The organism is Paenibacillus intestini (assembly GCF_030803945.1).
GTDB lineage: Bacteria > Bacillota > Bacilli > Paenibacillales > Paenibacillaceae > Paenibacillus > Paenibacillus polysaccharolyticus.
Genome location: NZ_JAURUN010000015.1, coordinates 52,639 through 70,850 on the forward strand (window position 1 = coordinate 52,639; position 18,212 = coordinate 70,850).

The following is an 18,212-nucleotide window of genomic DNA, read 5'->3' on the forward strand; positions in this document are numbered from 1 at the left end:
AATGGATATTCGAAAGTTACACTACTTTATCGCCGTGGCGGAGGAACTTCATTTCCATCGTGCGGCCGAAAGATTAAATATGACTCAGCCGCCGCTGAGTCAACAGATCCAAAATCTAGAAGAAGAACTAGGTGTTAAGCTGTTGGAACGTACGAAAAAGATGGTTAGGCTAACACCTGCGGGAGCCGTATTTCTAGATCAGGCAAGACTAATTTTGGCTCAGCTTGAACGATCTATCTATCTCACACAGAAGGTTGACCAAGGCATCGTTGGTCATATAACGGTAGCTTTTGTGGATTCGGCTTCAGGCAGTATGATGGTCGATATGCTAAGGCGATTTCGAGCAGCGTACCCACAGATCGAAATTACACTGCGTGAGATGACATCTTCTGAACAGCTGCAGGCACTGCAAGATGGACAGATCCATATTGGATTTTTACGATATCAGGAGCATACGCCAAATGTGTCTTTCCGGATCTTCCAGGAAGAAACGTTAATGGTGGTGGTTCCAGACGATCACCCTTTGGCAGAGCAGATTCAAGTGTCGATTACTGACTTGGCGGAAGAGGATTTTATTTTGTTCCCTAGCCATTTGGGCTCACCATTTCATCGTCTCGTTCGGGAGTATTGCAGGGAGCATGGGGTAGAACCGCGAATTACGCAGGAAGCAATCCAGATGTATACGATTGTGAACCTCGTTGCTGCAGGCATGGGAGTTTCCATTGTTCCTTCTTCGGTGGAGGTGTTTCAGCGCAGAGGTGTGGTATTTTTACCTTTAATAGAAAAACCGCCCTCCGTGCCCTTATACATGGCATGGCGGACGGACATGAATCAGGGTGTGGTCACCCGTTTTATACACATGGACAAGAGCGACTAAACTATATTAACCCGTCAGGACAGGATTTCTCTCAATCCATTTTCCTAATATTTCATCAATTCGAGTGAGGATATCCTGATCCAGTTTCACACCGGAAGCTTTCACATTTTCCAGTACTTGTTCTGGCCCGGATGCCCCAATAATCACTGAGCTGACGTAGGGATGATGAAGAACCCAGGCAACAGCGAGTTGAGGAAGAGTCAGACCTAGTTCCTTCGCTAGAGGAAGAAGCTGTTGTACAGCAGTCAGCACATCATCGTGTAACCAACGACCGGCGAGCTTGTTGAAGAAGGGTTTCCCTGCTTGGGCTGCTGCTCGTGATCCGGGTGGCACTGCTTCATACGGAAGGTATTTACCCGATAGTATGCCTTGAGCGAGTGGAGACCATGTAATCTGTCCCAGACCTGCCTGTACACTTGCGGGCACAACTTCTTGCTCAATTACACGCCATAACATCGAATACTGCGGCTGACTTGCGATGAAAGGTACACGCAACTCTTTAGCTAGTGCGGAGCCTTGCTCAATCTGAGCAGCTGTCCATTCACTAACCCCAATATAATGAACCTTGCCTTGACGAACAAGATCAGCAAACGCAAGGAATGACTCTTCCAGTGGAGTGTGTGTATCATAGCGGTGAGCGTAATAGACATCGATATAATCTGTTTGCAATCGTTGTAATGAAGCACTGCAGGCTTCCATAATATGTTTGCGGGAAAGTCCTCTGTTATTGTGACCTGGGCCGGTTGGATGACAGACTTTGGTGCATAGTTCAATACTCTCTCTTGGTACTCCCTTGAGAGCCTGTCCCAACACAGTTTCCGCCTTGGTATCCGAATATACGTCTGCCGTATCAAATGTCGTAATACCTGCCTCCAATGCAGCTTGGACACAAGCTTGTGCTGTTGGATCATCAACTTGTGATCCATGTGTAATCCAGTTGCCCAGCGAAATCTCACTGACGGTTAAACCGCTGTTTCCCAATTTGCGATATTCCATTTGTCATGCCTCCTTACTCATCTGGACTCCATTGTAGCAAGTGCAGATAATTAGGTGAAATATCTATTAAGCGCATGATTGATATGAAAAACATATCACAGGTTAATCAGCTCTCCTGAATATATTTACGATAGAGGGCAGGTGTGATTTCCTCGAACTTTTTAAATATTTTAATAAAATACCCCGATTCATTAAATCCCAGCTCATCGCTGATCTGTGAAACGGGCATGTCTGTGACCTCCAGCAGTTGCTTGGCCCACTTGATTTTGAGCTTGGCGAGATAGGTGGTGAAGTTTTCACCCGTCTCCTTGGCAAACAGTCTACTGAAATAACTTGGACTCAGGTGGCACAGATCGGCTGCTTGTTTAAGAGACACTTGTTCGCTCTTGTGGCTATGGATATATTCAAAAGCAGGCTGGATTACCGGATTGAGACTCTCCGTATCACTTGGACTATTTTTGAGATAAGCGTCCGCAATGGCATTGGTCATTTCCTTTTTGATCGACTCGATGTTACGGATCGAGTAACCCGGCAGGATGGTGGACAAGTTGACGGACTCCTGATTGCCTGAAGCTTTCTCAAACATCTCCACCAGCAAGTTTTTGTTTAAGGCTTCCTCTACAATATAGTTGCAGAGCAGGGATAACATATTGGAAATCTTCACGATCTCCTCATACGTCATGACGGGTAATTGATCGTAATCTGCCTGCAACTCCTTCATTTTCGCATCATGCATCGGTACGTTTTTGGACGTCACGATCTGCTCCAGATCGCTTCCCTTCTCGGGGTCAGCCAGTTTGACTTGTCCGGCCATGACCGCGCCAATATATTTTCCGTCAATCGTAATCGGAATCGCAATATCAATGATATTGAAATGACATAGATAAACGTAAGGTTCGTTAAGGCGGACAGCTTCCAAACCGCCGCGAGAATCACATTTTTGGCAGTAGGGAAGAAGCTCAGGATCTTTGCGAACGTTCTGGCAGAATGCTTGACAGCTGCTGTGGCTGGTCACGGGTATGCCTTTATAATCAACGGTGAGAATGGCAAGTTTGGTAACGGTGGCAAGGGAATCCTGAAGGCGCTTCCACTTGTCCAGATCCAGTATTTTATTGATGTGCAGATATTCTTTAATCATGTGAAAAACCTCCGTGGCAGACCGAATTCATCGATTGGAGAGTCGTTAAAAAGTTGAAAGTTGTACATATTAAGACGTGAACAGGACGGGTAATGGAACATGGGAGGTCAAAATTCAACCATCTCATGACAATAACATACCACGATTATGCGAAAAAGCAAAAAATTACGATTGCAAATTATAATAATTTGTTATCAAAGTCCACTGTAAACCTCTTGTTTCTGCGTTATATTTAGGTCAATTGCAACAATTAAAATTTGATGTAACACGGAGCGAGGCACCTTAACCTCTGAATTCAAGTCAAGAAGGACAAGCGTTGCTGCGCAAAACATTCTATCGAATCTACTTTTAGGAGGCATATCATATTATGAGAAAAGCATTTATCAGCCCAACCAAGTACGTGCAAGGCGAAGACGAATTGTTGAACCTGGGTTATTTCGTAAAATCCTTCGGAGATTCTGCATTGCTGATCGCACACCCGGACGATGTACAGCGTGTTAAAGCCAAGCTGGATGCAACAGCAGAAAAATTCAATATCACGTTTGTTGAAAGCGGTTTTAGAGGCGAATGTTCACGTGAGGAAGTTGCTCGTTTGCAAGAAATTGCGAAAGAAAAAGGCTGTACGTGCACGATCGGTCTCGGTGGTGGTAAAGCCATTGATGCCGCAAAATGTGTTGCTGAAGGTGATGCATTAATCATCTGCCCAACGATTGCAGCAACAGACGCACCGACAAGCCACTCGGCAGTATTGTACACACCAGAAGGTTCTTTTGACGATTATGCATACTTCAAACAAAGCCCAAGCGTGGTGCTGGTAGATACAACGGTTATTGCGAATGCACCAACACGTTTCCTCGTATCCGGTATGGGAGATGCGTTGTCAACTTATTTCGAGGCAAGAGCAACAGCAAAATCTTACTCCCGTGTGAATGCAAGTCTGCCAATGGGTTCCCGTGAAGGGTACACACCTTCTGCTGTAGGAACGAATGCAGCACTGGCACTTGCTAAATTGTGTTACGAAATGTTGCTGACGGACGGCGCTAAAGCAAAAGTAGCGAGTGACAGCAATGTGGTAACTCAAGCCCTGGAAAACATCGTAGAAACGAACATCTTGCTGTCCGGTCTTGGATTCGAAAGCGGCGGTTTGGCTGCAGCTCACGCGATCCACAATGGTCTGACGGTTCTGGAAGGCACACACCACTATTTCCACGGTGAAAAAGTGTCCTTCGGTACGATTGCACAGCTCGTTCTTGAAAATGCACCGACCGAAGAATTACACCAAGTGATGGATTTCTGTCTTTCCGTGGGATTGCCTGTAAGTCTGGCAGATATCGGCGTAGAAACCATTACACAAGAAGAATTGTTGAAAGTAGCAGAGATTGCGTGCATTCCAGAGGAATCTATCCACGCGATGCCATTCCCGATTACTGTTCCTGAAGTAGCCGCAGCGATTGCAGCAGCTGACCGAATCGGACGGGAGTACAAAGCACGCCAGGAGGCAAAATAAATGAAAAAAATCATCAACCAAGCTGAACATGTTGTCATGGAAATGTGCAACGGGATTGCGCTTGCGCACCCGGAGCTAGAGTTCCTGAAAAAATATAAAGTGATTAAACGCAGAGAGATTCAGGCGGATAAAGTCAGCCTGATTAGCGGCGGCGGTAGCGGTCACGAGCCAGCACATGCTGGTTATGTCGGTAAAGGTATGCTGGATGCAGCGGTGTGCGGAGATGTATTCGCATCCCCTTCCCAAATCCAGGTATATCAAGCGATCAAAGCAACGGCAAGCAATAAAGGTACACTGCTTATCATCAAAAACTACAGCGGCGACATGATGAACTTCAAAAACGCAGCACATCTGGCTGAAGAAGATGGCATCAACGTGCAATATGTACGTGTGGAAGATGACATTGCTGTGCAAGACAGCTTGTATACGGTAGGACGCCGCGGTGTGGCTGGAACGGTTCTGGTTCATAAAATTGCCGGCGCAGCAGCAGAAGAAGGACGTAGCCTGGAAGAAGTGAAGGCTGTTGCCGAGAAAGCGGCGCAGAACGTGCGCAGTATCGGTTTTGGATTCACGTCTTGTACGGTTCCTGCCAAGGGAACACCAACTTTCGAAATCGCGGAAGACGAGATGGAGTTCGGGGTAGGTATCCATGGTGAGCCGGGTATTCGTCGTGAAAAAATTGTTTCTGCAGATGAGCTTGCAGGACGTATGGTGTCCGCATTGCTCAAAGATATGAAGCTGGATCAGGATGCGTCTGCCGAGATCGCTGTGCTTGTGAACGGTTTTGGTGCAACACCTCTGCAAGAGCTGTACCTGCTCAACAACTCGGTGCAACGTGAGCTTGCAGGACATGCAGGTCTTAACGTAGCGACGACATTTGTAGGCAACTACATGACCAGTATTGACATGGCGGGTGCATCGGTGACGCTTCTGAAGCTGGATGATGAGCTGAAAACGTTGTTGTTCAAGGAAAGCGACACGCCTGCATTTAAAGTATCCGGCCCTCCAGTGGCGCAAGTTTCTTATTCTGAAGCGCTCGAAGCAGTTGTGACTGAGGATGTTCAGGTATCCTATGAAGTGCAGACGGATGCATCAGCAGCTGTTGTTGAAAATAATCAGTTTTCACTGGATAACATGGTTTACCTGATCGATAAAATGGGTGAGATCATCATCAAGAACGAAGTGCCGTTCTGTGAACTGGATTCCCATGCCGGTGACGGTGATTTCGGAATGAGTGTAGCCAAAGGTTTCCGTCAATTGAAGCGCGAGTGGAACCACATCGTTAACGAAGAGAAAAAAGATATCGGTTCATTCCTCGATGCATGCTCTCTCGTCATCATGGAGTATTGCGGCGGAGCATCCGGCCCAATCTGGGGTTCGGCATTCCGTGCAGCGGGCAAAGCGGTAGGTGAGAAGCAACATTTGAATGTCGCTGATTTTGCTGAAATGATGCAGGCAGCGGTACAAGGCATTCAATCAACAGGTGAGCGTTCCTTCGGACGTGGAGCGGTTGTAGGGGATAAAACATTGATCGACGCACTCGTACCATGCGCAGATGCCTGGACGCAAAGTGCAGAGTCTGGCGATGACTTCAAAGCTGTGTTTGCCAAAGGTGCAGCCGCAGCGGTTGAAGGTGCGAAGAAAACCGAAGATATCGTAGCACGTATGGGACGCGCAGGTACGGTCGGTGACCGCAGTCTGGGATATCCGGATGCTGGCGCGTATGCGCTGGGTGTTATTTTCACCGAACTGTCCGAGTCTTTGAAGTAAGATAGAATTCATTAAAATAGCTTGAATGACGATATAGATTATACAGAACTATACAGAACCGAATTGACACAGGTGACGGCGCCGGAGTCCGGCGTCGTTATGTGTGCCTTTTTTAGGCCATAGTGAGTCAATATTTACATGTACTCATTTACATCGAATTTGAATTATTAAATTTATGTTTATTGTTGGCTTGTATTGTTAACTGCATTATGACATGCTGTTTCGCTCATTTCCTTGAGGGAAGCGTATGCATAGTGATATCTATTTATCTATATAATTTGAACTATTAAATTACACAATAACGGAGAGGACAGAAAAAACCTGAAGAAGCGAAGCGTTCGCCTTTATCACCGGATTTTCCCTTTTTAGAAGGGAATCAAAAAATCTGGGGATAACAGCGATCGGAAGGTTATTCTGTCATCGAAGTGCATGTGTAAATATATGGAGTTCAAGTTATATCGCATTTTATATTACTTAAAGGAGCCAACCAATGAGAACAGTCACATCATTCTTGAAAAAACCGCAGGGGTTGCTGGTTTTATCACTCGTTCTGGTTATTTTCGGCAGCTTGTTTGCCGGCATGTTCAACACATCCTTCTATTCCGTCAAGGTTAAAGAGATCAAATTCCAGGCCGATCACGGAACGTTATCGGGTCTGCTGTACATGCCAAAAGGTGCGGGTGCTGATGACAAAAGACCGGTTATCATTACAACGCATGGTTATTTGAACACAAAAGAAATGCAGGATGCACCTGCCATTGAGATGTCGAGACGTGGTTACATCGTGCTCGCACTCGATATGTATGATCATGGGGATTCCCGCTGGAGTGCACCTATTCCGGTGAAAGATATGTTCGGCACGTTCTGGATTTATTCTCAATTCGATGCGGCTAAATATATCTATGATCAGGATTTCACCAAAAAAGATGATAAAGGTAACGCATATGTTGCTGTGAGCGGTCACTCCATGGGCGGATTCTCGACATTGCTCTCCATGTACATGGACGAGATGACTTCATTGCAAACAGGACACCGCATGATCTATACAGGGATTTCTGTAGGCGCAGATTATTCGTATGCTGCTGCCGTAGCTCCGCAGGATCAGCTGCAAGCTGCTTTTGGTAGCCGTACAGTGGGTATGATTGCGGGTAAGTATGACGAGTTTTTCTTCAATAAATCCGACGAAGAGAAGACAGCCGCTGAAAAAGAAATCAAAGGTACTGTAATGCGTAAGGATTTTGCCGCAACCATCTCGGGTAAAGCATTCCTCGGACTCGCGGCAGATGCACCTAGAGCGGAAACGGACAAATTCACGGAAGTTAATTCCGGTGACTTGATGGTTGATGGCAAAGTGGTTCGGCCTTCGCAAACGGGCGAACACATCATGTTCACACCGAATCAGACTCACCCGTGGAACCATTTCTCGCCAACAACGACGGGACATCTGATCGACTTTTACGCGCATGCTTTCAATGGGGTAACGTCACCGAACCAGACCAATGTGAATCTGGGATCGGGAAATCAGATCTGGTGGGCGAAGGAAGCTTTTAACTTTGTAGCCTTGATCGGTTTCTTCCTGATGATCGTGCCTTTGATTACGTTGTTACTCAGACTGCCATTGCTGCGTAAAGCGGTTAGCAACGAGATCGCAACAGTTTCCGCTGCCGTAAGTGGCAAGCAAAAAACGATCTACTGGCTCGCGATTGCGTTCAGCACGCTGATCCCGGCCATTCTTTTCCCAACGCTAATGGATAAATCAGCAGACGGATTGAATGTATTGCGTGTCATTGTTCTGATCTTGTTGATCGTAAGTGTGCTTGGTGCAGTCATTGGATTTATCTTGGCTGGAAGCAAAAAGAATGATTATGCGGCAAGCCGCCGGATGAAAAATATCGGCGTAGGCAGCGTGCTGCTGGCCATTGTATCTCTGGTCATGTGGGTTGTGTTTAACTATGCGAGCAAAATTGTCGTTACAGGCACATACTTCAATGAACCAACGACGAACCAGATCGTATACTGGGCGTTGGTATCGGCGTTGATTATGATTCTGGTGACCTTTGCATTCCACTATTTCTCCAAAAAGGATGCAGGCACTCGTTTCAGTGATTACGGAATTAGCTTGAATATCGGCACCATCATTGCCAGCCTTGTAACAGCTGTACTGGCTATTGTAATCGGCTATGCACTACTGTTCGCGGTACAGGCGATCTTCGGAACGGACTTCCGGATCTGGACATTTGCGGTACGTACGTTTGAACAGGCACATTTCGTGACTGCACTGCGTTATGCACCACTGTTCCTGATCTATTACTTTGTGAGTGCCGTTGCACTGAACGCCAATACGCGCGGCAAACGCGGTGGTATGTTCCTTGCGATTGTACTGAATGTTGGCGGATTGGTATTGTGGATGCTGGCACAGTATGGCAAAGACTTTATGACAGGTGTGGCGCTGTATCCAACTCAAGCACTGAACGGCATTCTGTTGTTCGCGCTGGTGCCATGTCTGATCATCGCTGCCGTATACGCACGCAAATTGTTTGAGAAAACGAACAATGTATGGCTCGCGGCATTTGTGAATACGTTGCTGTTTACGATGGTGACCGTGGCGAATACCGTTCTCTTCTGGAACTTGGTTTAATGTGAAAAAAGATATGGCGTGGCCTTAGATTACACTTGACCACTCCGATGACTGACTATGCTTTCGATCGCTGTTATCCCCCGATTTTATTGAAGTTTTTCCTTAGGGGAAAATCGGGTTATAAAGGCGAACGCTCCGCTTCTCCGGCATTAGTCTGTCATCTCCGTTCCGGTGTAATCGATAGGAACTCCCATATCCAACGTTTTCAAATTAAACGTTGGATAGAATATAGACCGCTCTGTAGGCTTGGCTTACAGAGCGGTCTTTTTTGTGATACTACAAGTGATTAGAGTTAACCGAAATTGGCTTTAGCTATGGGAAATAGTGTAATCTGAGAGTAGATGTAACTTACTTGAACGAGAAGGGAACGAATCCATTCAATGACTCAAAAAATTTACTATGACGCTGCGTACACGCGCGAGTGGCATACACATATTACCAATCAAGTGACAAAAGAAGATGGCGTATACGTTACGCTCGCCGAGACGGCATTTTATCCGCATGGAGGCGGGCAACCGTGTGATCTGGGACGGATTGGCGGCATTGCGGTTATGGATGTGAACTTGGAAGACGGTGAAGTGTGGCATAAGCTGGAACGTTTCCCGGAGCAGGATGAAGTGCACTGTGAACTGGATTGGGAGCGAAGATTTGACCACATGCAGCAACATACGGGCCAGCATTTGTTATCGGCAATTACACTAAAACTGACGGATGCGATGACACTCAGTTTTCACCTGGGTACGGACTATGCAACGATTGATGTAGCTACAGAGACTCTTGACCCGGAACAACTGGCTGAAGTCGAGCAAGAGGTGAATCGGCAGATTGTTCGTAATGCTCCGGTTCGCTCATCTTGGGTTACCGCGGAAGAGGCGGCGCGACTGCCTTTAGTGAAGCAACCAACGGTGACGGAGGACATTCGCATCGTGGAGATTGAGGGTGTGGAATACAATGCTTGCGGTGGTACACATGTGGCGGCAACAGGCGAAATTGGCATCATTAAGTTGTTGAAAACGGAGAAGATCAAGAGTAACACACGAATTTATTTTAAATGCGGTACGAGAGCTTTGAACGAATTCGCGGCAATTCAGCAGGTGCTGAACGGCATTACGACCAAATTAAAGACAAGTCGGGACGAGCTTCTGGAGCGTATTGAGAAAATGGAACAGGAGCAGAAACAGCTGCAAAGCGAGCTGAATGCTGTAAAATCCACCAACGACGCTTACTATGCAGAGGAACTGCTTGCGGCACGTGAAGGGCTGGTTATTGCCCAGATTTTCGAGGACAAATCACTCAAGGACATGCAAAGCCTGGCTACCAAACTTACGGAAGAGCATGAAGGTTTGGTGCTGTTTGCCAGCATCTCGGAAGCGAAGGTTGTGCTGGCACAGAATGGACAGCCGCCAGAATGGGCGTGCGGGCCGTTTTTCAAAGGAAATCTCGGGGCTTACCAAGGCAAAGGTGGCGGCAGCGAGAAAATAGCTCAGGCAGGATTTGCGAGCAGTGAGGATGCGCTTGCGTTTTACGAATTCACCAAGGAGCAGCTTGGACACCATTCCTAAAGGTTGAAGGAGGCGGAAGCATGACTGAACGTATTCCATGTGTACGCGAAGGATGCGACCATATGGTTTTACCAGCAACAGCAGCTAAAACAGGTGGGTATTGTATGCCTTGTAAACAGGAGATGGAACGGGAGGCACACCAGCGTTATATTGAGGCGAATCGGCGCGATGTCAATCTGTATGAGGGCATTACGGATGCGGTGCAGATTCTGAAAATCATGCATGAACCTCGGACATATAACGAACTTATTCGATATGTACCGTATAGGTACTCCATGGAACAAGTGTATCTGTCCCTTACAGCAGAGCAGCAACATGAGATGAAGCGTTACGCAATGGAGTTGATCCGCTCAGATGATGAGGACGGCGGTAAGGATATTTTGCTGTATCTTGTTTGTTATCATGATCTGCCCTTGACGTCGGAAATTCCTGAACTTTTGGAGCGGGATATCGTTTATCCAGCAGTTTTATTCAAAAGCGCCTCTGGCGAGACGCGAGATCATCTGATTCAGCAGGTGAACAACGATGGGGAGAATCGTAACCACTTTCTGATCATGCTGGCTTATATCGGTGACGAAGTGGTTGTACAACAGTTCTTGCAGTGGAGGGAGGCTCCGCCCCTGTGGGTCAGCGAGCTGTATATCGCACCTGAGCGTTACACGTTGCAGGCGGGTTGGGAGTTAACCGAAGAAGGTCAACGCAGAGAATTGTTCATCACCCCGAGTTATTCATTGTATGAAGCAGAACACAGTGATGTAGAGGCAGGCGAGAGTGAGAACCTGAATGGTTCTCCGATTTCTTTACTTGTGCCAAGCTCCAAGCTTTGTCCATGGTGTGGTAGTTCATTTATCAGCTTAATGAATTTACATGTGAAACATCCATCGCTTCGGTCTGTTCACTGGAACTCTCCACAACTTGATGTGCAGACTTGCTTGGTATGCAGCAGTTACAGCGTGGTGTACATGGAAATGGATGCAGAAGGGAATCCGATCTGGAGCAAGTATAATGTGAAGCCCGACGGATTTGATGAAATTGATGTAGAAGAGATGAGCGTAGATGTTTCGGGAGTTAGCTCGAGTAGCTTAGATGTAGGTAGCCTTGCTGGCGAGGGAGAATGGTCAGGAGGGGCGCAGGAGCAGGTACAGCGACGTTGGTTCCGTATCGCGTCGGAACCACGTCAGCCTTATCATGGCAGTGAGTGGGCAATGGAACCTTCTATATCACAGGTTGGGGGTCACCCCGGCTGGGTGCAAGATGCAGATTATCCAATATGTCCAGCCTGCTCTGCTACGATGAAAGCTATCGGACAGTTGGACGGTGAGATGATTCAGGAGAATGGGGAAGGTGTGTATTACATGTTTGCGTGTGAGCCATGCCAGATGACAGCAGTATCGTATCAGCAATCATAATATAATCCACCCACTTTCTTATCGTTTTTCAGCATGAAGTGACTGTTGTCATAAAACCTGACATCGTTGTAATATATAATCATTGATCAGCTTCGTGGAGAGAGATAAATTACAAAATGTTGGCAGGAGTGGGAACGATGGAAATAAGAGTGGATGATTTGAATGGAGATCAGGTAAAAGCGCTAATCGCGGAACATTTGATGGGCATGGCAGCGGATTCGCCGCCGGAAAGTATACATGCACTGAATCTGGATGGACTGAAGAAACCCGAGATTACGTTCTGGTGTGCATGGGACGGAGAGGAACTGCTCGGTTGCGGGGCGATCAAGGAACTGAACGCGGAGCATGCTGAACTGAAATCGATGCGTACGGCTGCCGCCCACTTGCGTAAAGGGGTAGCCCGCCACATTTTGATGCACATCATTGCAGAGGCGACAACTCGCGGATATCAGCGTATCAGTCTGGAGACAGGCTCAATGGATTCTTTTATCCCGGCACGCAAGCTGTATGAAGACTTTGGTTTTGCATATTGCGAGCCGTTTGCGGACTATATTTTAGACCCGAATAGTACATTTATGACCAAAGTTATTGGATAACCTTATAGATGATGAATCTAAACGGAAACAGCCAGTCTCTCTAGTATAGGGAGGCTGGTTTTTGACGTTTATTTATGTGTTGAAGTGTTTATGGATTTGAAGAAAAAATGAAACATTTGATACAGTTCATACAGCGTAAAAAGTGATAAACTAAAATTCGGGGTTTGAACGCTGTGACGCACCAAAGAATGGAGAGTGCAGGAGAATGCTCTACTGGTGGTTTGAAGGAATGAACCCATTGTTCGTTGGATTCGTATTGTGTCCCATATTGGCTGTGATTCTGGGTGTGTGCTGGTATGCTTCGAAATGGTGCAGTAGGACAATTGCTTTGGGTATATCTCTTTTGCTGCCTTTGCTGTATATCACCAGTGATTGGGGGACGTTTACCGCCAATCTGGATGCATGGCTACTTTATGGAATAGGGTATAGTTTGATAACATGGGCAACATACCGATTACTTTGTACACTTAAAGGGTATAAATCATAGGCATGTCATAAGTTTGGGATGAATTGGCCATACAGATTGGGTGGGCTGTTTCATCATGGATAGGGTATACTGGACTTTATATTGCTCAAAAATAGACAAGGATTACAGACGTTTTTGTACCTCAGGAGGATTTCAATTGGCTCAGACTCAGACGGAAGAATCATTACAGAAAAAATTAAAACCCAGACACATTACCTTTATGGCGATGGGTGGTGTTATTGGGACAGGCATTTTTAAAGGCAGTGCAGGTACGATTGGACTTGCAGGCCCAGGTGTTATTGTAACGTACATTTTTGCCGGACTGTTGTTGCTTGTGGTTATGGCTGCGATGGCAGAGATGGCTACGGTGTACAAGAACAGAAATATGAAAGATTTTGTACAGGAAGCGTTCGGTAGTCGAGTTTCGTTTATTATGGGATGGATGTACTGTTTCTTGTGGTTATCGGTATGTGTCATCGAGGTTATTGCTGCGGGCAGTTTCCTGCAATATTGGTTCGCGGACGTACCACTATGGATGCTCAGTTTGGCGTGTGCGGCATTTATTATATTGGTGAATTTGCTCAGCGTGGGTGTGTTCGGTGAGTTTGAGTTTTGGCTGGCCGGGATCAAAATTGCGATGATTATTATTTTTATCGTGCTCGGGGCAGGGCTGATCTTTGGTATTATTCCAAGTGACAACACACCATATTTACAAAACTACACGCAGGCGGGTGGGTTCTTCCCGAACGGATTGACATCGATCTTCTCTGCACTGCTTGTGGTTATGTTCTCGTATGGAGGATCGGAGCTGATCGGCCTGACCTTGACGGAAACGGAAAATGCGGAGAAAGTGATGCCCAAGATCGTGGGCAATTTCATGTTCAGAATCATTTTGTTCTTCACGTTGCCGATTCTGATTATCTGTGGTCTGATTCCTTGGAACGAGATTGGGCCGGAAAGCAGCCCGTTTGTACAGGTACTGGCATCAACTGGCCTGCCGGGTGCTGCACATATTATGAACTTTATATTGGTGACGGCGGTGCTGTCCGCAGCGAACTCGGGTATCTACGGGGCATCCCGCATGATGCATTCTATGGCCGTCGGCGGGGAGGCGCCTAAAGCACTCGCCAAAACCAACCGCAACGGTAGCCCGATTAATACGTTGCTGGTGTGTACCGTTGTTCTGCTGGCAGGTTCCTTGTTAGGACTGTTTGCCCAAGATCAGCTGTTTAGAGTGTTACTTGCTGTTCCGGGATTTGTCGTGATTCTGGTCTGGATCTGCATCGCTGCTTCTCAGCTGAAATTACGTAAAAAGTATCCGGTTCAGCCTACATTCAAGGTATGGGGATTCCCTTATATCACCGGGGCGGTTGTCTTGATCCTGAGCGTCATTGCTCTGATGTTTGTGTTTGATGAAGGCAACCGGTTCAGTATTAGCATCTGTCTCGGTGTACTTGCATTGCTGACGATCTGGTCTTTGATTCGATTCCGCAAGATGAATAACAAATCAGCTTAAAGAGGCTAAGTAAAAACAAGGTACAGATGATCTCACATTGTTGAGATGTCTGTACCTTTTTTGATAAGCATATCTATGTTGTTTCTTAGAAAAAGATGATGTTTGATTGTACTGATGACTTTAACAGATTAATTTATTTTCCTACATACTTATCCATAAAACGGTCCACTCTTGCAAAATACTCCGTTGGATAATGATTGATAGCATCAATGTGTTCGGTATTTGCTGGATACCATACCTCTGCATTCGGGTTATCCTTCAAGTTCTCAAAGATCTTTTCTGAATTTGTATAACTGATCTGTTGATCTCCAGTACCGTGAATGAGCATAACCGGTTTATTCTGCATCTTCTTCACTGAATCCATAGGCGACACAGAATCAAGATCAACGTCGAAGGCCCAATTAGCCATCCATGTGGAGGTATAACCGAATGGGAATGCTGGTAAACCGGAGAATACAGGCAGACCCTCTCTTAAAAATAAACCGGCATTACGAAACGGACTATCCGCCACGACAGCCTCAATATCATCACTTTCACTTGTAGCTAGCAGGGATGTCGCAGCACCCATAGAGAAGCCAATGACCCCAATATGCTCGCCTGCCTCGCCTCTGGATTTCAAATAATCAACAGCTGCAAGCAGGTCATATTTCTCACGCAGACCGAGTGTGATCATCTCGCCATCGGATTTACCTTGTGCACTGAGATCAAAGGCCAATATATTATAACCTTTCGGGATAAAATGCTCTGCCAATTTTGGCGTACGTCCCTTGACGAGACGATTACTTGTATATCCATGCACGACAATAAGCGTTTTGTTACTTGCTTTGCCTGAAGAAATGTTCGCCGGGAAGAAGGTACCTCTTATCGTATTATCACTTTTTAAACTTTTGAACTCAACGACCTCATAGGGCGTTCTATCCATGTTCAATTCATAGCTGACATTCGTATCTCTTGGATGGTGTAAGAGGATGTCTACGACTTTATAAGATATGAAGAACACAACACTTAAGATAAGTACGAGTGCAATCGCCAGGCTCCATAATAGTTTCTTATGTTTTTTAATGCGATCTTTAAATGTCGAATCGAGTTCGATCGACGGTTGTTGTTGATTCATTTTATTTCCTCCAGTGTTAGTTCTTGCTGTGTTGCACGGGGGCAAACAAATAATAGGCGTGTGCCTTCAGGTTTTCCCATTCCGGATGATGAACAATATCTTCTCCGAGAGTTAACGCCACTCCATTTAAGAAGGAGATGTAGCTCCGTGAGATCATGGCCGGTGAGAAACCTGGGTTGAATTCTCTCATGGATTGTCCTTCTGCATAAACGGATTCAATCTTGTCTGTCATTACTTTTATACTATCCAGAACCTTCTGAGTAAGCTCCGGGAACCTTATTCGTTGTCCCAATACAGACTGAACAAGTCGTAACTCATTGGTGTAGAAGTAAATATGATCGAATTGGTCTTTGACCATATTTTTAAGTAATTCGGCTGGCGTTCCGTTTTGTTGCAGCAGAGCAAGTGATTTCTTCTGGATATCTTCAAGCGGTTCCAGGACAGCTGCATGAAACAAAGCTTCTTTGTTTGGAAAATACTGAAATATGGTTCCAGAAGTCACACCGATATTTTTAGCAATAAGAGCCGTTGTGGTGTTTGAATATCCATTTTCAGCAAACAAGATGACAGCTTCCTCCAAGATGCGCTTACGTCGCTCAAGCCGTTTCTCTTCATTAACTGTTCTAGCCACAAAAATTCTCCTTTCTTTTATCTGAACATTAATTAATTAACTGATCAATTAATTAATAATATAGCCGAATCTATCTTATATGACAATAGTAAGTTTTGAATCGGTTCAGTGGGGGGGCATCTAGGTCACAAAGACTGTTACAAATAGGGCGTACTGGGGGTAATAGGAACTAAAGGATTAAGTCAGGAGTCTCTACGAAAAGAATTTCAATCCAGTTATACTGAATCCCATGTGCTGGTGGATGAACTGGCATATATGAAACACAGAATCTTCGTGTAACAACGAAATACATAATTAGAACGATATCGATAACGAGGTACACCATGACAACGATTAAAGTAACCCCGGAACAGCTATTGTCCGTTTCAAAACAGTTCGCCACAGCCCAAAGTCAGATTGCTCAGATGAATCACATCTTGAAACAACAGCTGTTCGAAATTGAAAGGCAGTGGAACGGGAGCACCAAGGAACGATTTTATGCTGATTTCATCGCGGCGCAACGAGTGATGGACAACTTCTGTTCACTCTCCCTCTCGATTGCCAAAACGCTTGAAGGACATGCGGAGAAATTCAGACTGGCGGATCAGCAGACTACGCAATCCTACGATGCCAATTGCGCGCCGCCTCCACCGGATGAATGCCGGGCTCCCACTGTAGACAATCGTAATGCTTTTCAAAAATCGGTGGATAGTTTGAAAGAACTGGGTACTGGTTTTATGCAGGCTGCAGATGACCGCTACCAGAAGCGTTACGACAGTGTCGGCGGATTTCTGGACTATTGGACGTTTGGTATCCCAAGTGGTCTGGTGGAAGGTTACATGGATAGAGCGGATAAAGCCTTTAATTCTGCCAATGATACAGCCAATTGGCTGACATTTGGCATCCATGGTACAATCCGTGAAGCGATATTCCCCACGAATGCCTGGTCCAGCGAACATTGGGCCAATATGATGGGCATGGGAGGCATGATGGTCGGCGGTGGCCTCACCGCTAAGATGATCAAACCGCATAATTTACTGACCTCGTCAGGAGGCGGTACCAATGTTAGTGCGCTTAATCGTTCGATGGAGGCGGGGGAAAAGGTGGAAGTTCATCGTCAAATTTCTTCAGATGGATTGAGGAATGAAATTGAACTTACTAAGGCGCAGAAAATAGAATTGGTTGATTATGCAAAAAAATTGGATTTTCCTGAGGATAATATTGTATTTAGGGATAATTGGAATACAGGTATGATGTATGACAGATTGTATATAAATACGGATGTTTTACCTGGTGCTTCCCCTGGAATAGGAACTACAAGTGCTAATAGCCGTGTCTCAGGTAAGGCAACTCTAGCTCACGAGATTGTGGGACACTATGAAGCATATTTAAATGGGAAAGCATTTAAACTTTATGATGTCGATCCTGCAACATATTCCAGAAATTTTGCTCTAGATGAAGCTCAGGCTAGTATTAGAGCGGCTAGATTTGCTCCTGATTTGACATCAATTGAAAGAGTGACATTACTGCGAGATGCAATTACAAGACTTAGAAACAGTGGACTTCGTATTAGAGAAGTTAAGGATGAACTATTTATACAAAGTAGATAATTGGAGGAGAGTCTTGAATGGAAAAGTTAATGGAGGTTGGCGATGTTTTTGAATCCAATGGAAACGGAACCGTTATTGTTGGAAATGAACCTGTCCTTACAGCTATAGAGAAGATTGGTGACGATATTGTGTTGCAAATTTCTGAGCATGAAATGCTGAATCTGAGAGTTGTTTCGGTTCAAATATCCAACTCACCAAATGATAAAAAAATGGTGGGCATATGTTTAGGTAACTCGATCAATCCTGCAGATATACCAATAGGTTCAACAGTATATGTTTTTTAATCGTTCCAAGTAACTACAGGCCTCCAACTACCATGTTGGAGTTTTTCTTTGCCTGAAATCCTCTAAAAACCTCGTTAAATAACTCTTTTTAAAGTCCCTAATACCAAAGCGAATACGGA

At 45.6% G+C, this 18,212-nt stretch carries 14 protein-coding genes; 10 read left to right on the forward strand and 4 right to left on the reverse strand.

Going from position 1 to position 18,212, the window contains the following annotated elements; translation table 11 throughout:
- Position 1 precedes the first annotated feature (1 nt).
- Positions 2-877 carry a LysR family transcriptional regulator gene (locus J2T16_RS26260; RefSeq protein ID WP_221789313.1) on the forward strand — a complete coding sequence of 292 codons (876 nt, stop codon included), beginning with the start codon at positions 2-4 and terminating at the stop codon, positions 875-877.
- 6 nt (positions 878-883) lie between these two features.
- Here the strand turns inward: J2T16_RS26260 and J2T16_RS26265 are convergent, their stop codons facing one another.
- Together J2T16_RS26265 and J2T16_RS26270 are read right to left on the reverse strand one after the other, a co-directional pair.
- On the reverse strand, positions 884-1,873 hold the full coding sequence (locus J2T16_RS26265; RefSeq protein WP_499019708.1) for an aldo/keto reductase family protein: 990 nt from the start codon (positions 1,871-1,873) through the stop codon (positions 884-886).
- A gap of 106 nt (positions 1,874-1,979) precedes the next feature.
- On the reverse strand, positions 1,980-3,011 hold the full coding sequence (locus J2T16_RS26270) for a PocR ligand-binding domain-containing protein (protein WP_154985564.1): 1,032 nt from the start codon (positions 3,009-3,011) through the stop codon (positions 1,980-1,982).
- Between the two features lie 367 nt (positions 3,012-3,378).
- Here J2T16_RS26270 and J2T16_RS26275 point away from each other — a divergent pair, with 367 nt between their 5' ends.
- From J2T16_RS26275 to J2T16_RS26305, 7 genes are all read left to right on the forward strand, one after another.
- Positions 3,379-4,518 (forward strand): glycerol dehydrogenase, encoded by a 1,140-nt coding sequence (locus J2T16_RS26275; RefSeq protein WP_090917434.1) that lies wholly within the window; start codon positions 3,379-3,381, stop codon positions 4,516-4,518.
- Positions 4,519-6,288, forward strand: coding sequence for a dihydroxyacetone kinase subunit DhaK (dhaK, locus tag J2T16_RS26280; RefSeq protein ID WP_221789311.1), 1,770 nt, complete (start codon positions 4,519-4,521; stop codon positions 6,286-6,288).
- Between the two features lie 490 nt (positions 6,289-6,778).
- Positions 6,779-8,926, forward strand: a complete 2,148-nt coding sequence (locus J2T16_RS26285; protein ID WP_499019712.1) for an alpha/beta hydrolase family protein — start codon at positions 6,779-6,781, stop codon at positions 8,924-8,926.
- A gap of 380 nt (positions 8,927-9,306) precedes the next feature.
- Complete coding sequence (locus J2T16_RS26290; RefSeq protein WP_499019715.1) at positions 9,307-10,488, forward strand: alanyl-tRNA editing protein; 1,182 nt, start codon at positions 9,307-9,309, stop codon at positions 10,486-10,488.
- A 20-nt stretch (positions 10,489-10,508) separates the two neighbouring features.
- On the forward strand, positions 10,509-11,897 hold the full coding sequence (locus J2T16_RS26295; RefSeq protein ID WP_499019717.1) for a DUF1963 domain-containing protein: 1,389 nt from the start codon (positions 10,509-10,511) through the stop codon (positions 11,895-11,897).
- Between the two features lie 137 nt (positions 11,898-12,034).
- Positions 12,035-12,493 carry a GNAT family N-acetyltransferase gene (locus J2T16_RS26300; RefSeq protein ID WP_499019719.1) on the forward strand — a complete coding sequence of 153 codons (459 nt, stop codon included), beginning with the start codon at positions 12,035-12,037 and terminating at the stop codon, positions 12,491-12,493.
- 623 nt (positions 12,494-13,116) lie between these two features.
- Positions 13,117-14,475 (forward strand): amino acid permease, encoded by a 1,359-nt coding sequence (locus J2T16_RS26305; protein WP_260510949.1) that lies wholly within the window; start codon positions 13,117-13,119, stop codon positions 14,473-14,475.
- A 133-nt stretch (positions 14,476-14,608) separates the two neighbouring features.
- Here J2T16_RS26305 and J2T16_RS26310 read toward each other — a convergent pair whose 3' ends face one another.
- Both J2T16_RS26310 and J2T16_RS26315 read right to left on the reverse strand, forming a co-directional pair.
- Positions 14,609-15,589, reverse strand: coding sequence for an alpha/beta hydrolase (locus J2T16_RS26310; RefSeq protein WP_499019721.1), 981 nt, complete (start codon positions 15,587-15,589; stop codon positions 14,609-14,611).
- Between the two features lie 16 nt (positions 15,590-15,605).
- A complete protein-coding gene (locus tag J2T16_RS26315) occupies positions 15,606-16,220 on the reverse strand; it encodes a TetR/AcrR family transcriptional regulator (protein ID WP_221789301.1) in 615 nt (204 codons plus the stop codon).
- A gap of 323 nt (positions 16,221-16,543) precedes the next feature.
- On the opposite strand from J2T16_RS26315, the gene J2T16_RS26320 reads away from it, so the two are divergent.
- Both J2T16_RS26320 and J2T16_RS26325 read left to right on the forward strand, forming a co-directional pair.
- A complete protein-coding gene (locus tag J2T16_RS26320) occupies positions 16,544-17,809 on the forward strand; it encodes a WXG100 family type VII secretion target (protein WP_221789299.1) in 1,266 nt (421 codons plus the stop codon).
- Positions 17,810-17,826: 17 nt separating this feature from the next.
- Positions 17,827-18,093, forward strand: coding sequence for a hypothetical protein (locus tag J2T16_RS26325; RefSeq protein ID WP_221789298.1), 267 nt, complete (start codon positions 17,827-17,829; stop codon positions 18,091-18,093).
- Positions 18,094-18,212 lie beyond the last annotated feature (119 nt).

Coding starts and splice junctions, on each gene's coding strand:
- J2T16_RS26260 (WP_221789313.1), top strand. CDS start 2: ATGGATATTCGAAAGTTACACTACTTTATCGCCGTGGCGGAGGAACTT.
- J2T16_RS26325 (WP_221789298.1), top strand. CDS start 17,827: ATGGAAAAGTTAATGGAGGTTGGCGATGTTTTTGAATCCAATGGAAAC.
- J2T16_RS26265 (WP_499019708.1), bottom strand. CDS start 1,873: ATGGAATATCGCAAATTGGGAAACAGCGGTTTAACCGTCAGTGAGATT.
- J2T16_RS26270 (WP_154985564.1), bottom strand. CDS start 3,011: ATGATTAAAGAATATCTGCACATCAATAAAATACTGGATCTGGACAAG.
- J2T16_RS26300 (WP_499019719.1), top strand. CDS start 12,035: ATGGAAATAAGAGTGGATGATTTGAATGGAGATCAGGTAAAAGCGCTA.
- J2T16_RS26320 (WP_221789299.1), top strand. CDS start 16,544: ATGACAACGATTAAAGTAACCCCGGAACAGCTATTGTCCGTTTCAAAA.
- dhaK (WP_221789311.1), top strand. CDS start 4,519: ATGAAAAAAATCATCAACCAAGCTGAACATGTTGTCATGGAAATGTGC.
- J2T16_RS26290 (WP_499019715.1), top strand. CDS start 9,307: ATGACTCAAAAAATTTACTATGACGCTGCGTACACGCGCGAGTGGCAT.
- J2T16_RS26285 (WP_499019712.1), top strand. CDS start 6,779: ATGAGAACAGTCACATCATTCTTGAAAAAACCGCAGGGGTTGCTGGTT.
- J2T16_RS26275 (WP_090917434.1), top strand. CDS start 3,379: ATGAGAAAAGCATTTATCAGCCCAACCAAGTACGTGCAAGGCGAAGAC.
- J2T16_RS26310 (WP_499019721.1), bottom strand. CDS start 15,589: ATGAATCAACAACAACCGTCGATCGAACTCGATTCGACATTTAAAGAT.
- J2T16_RS26295 (WP_499019717.1), top strand. CDS start 10,509: ATGACTGAACGTATTCCATGTGTACGCGAAGGATGCGACCATATGGTT.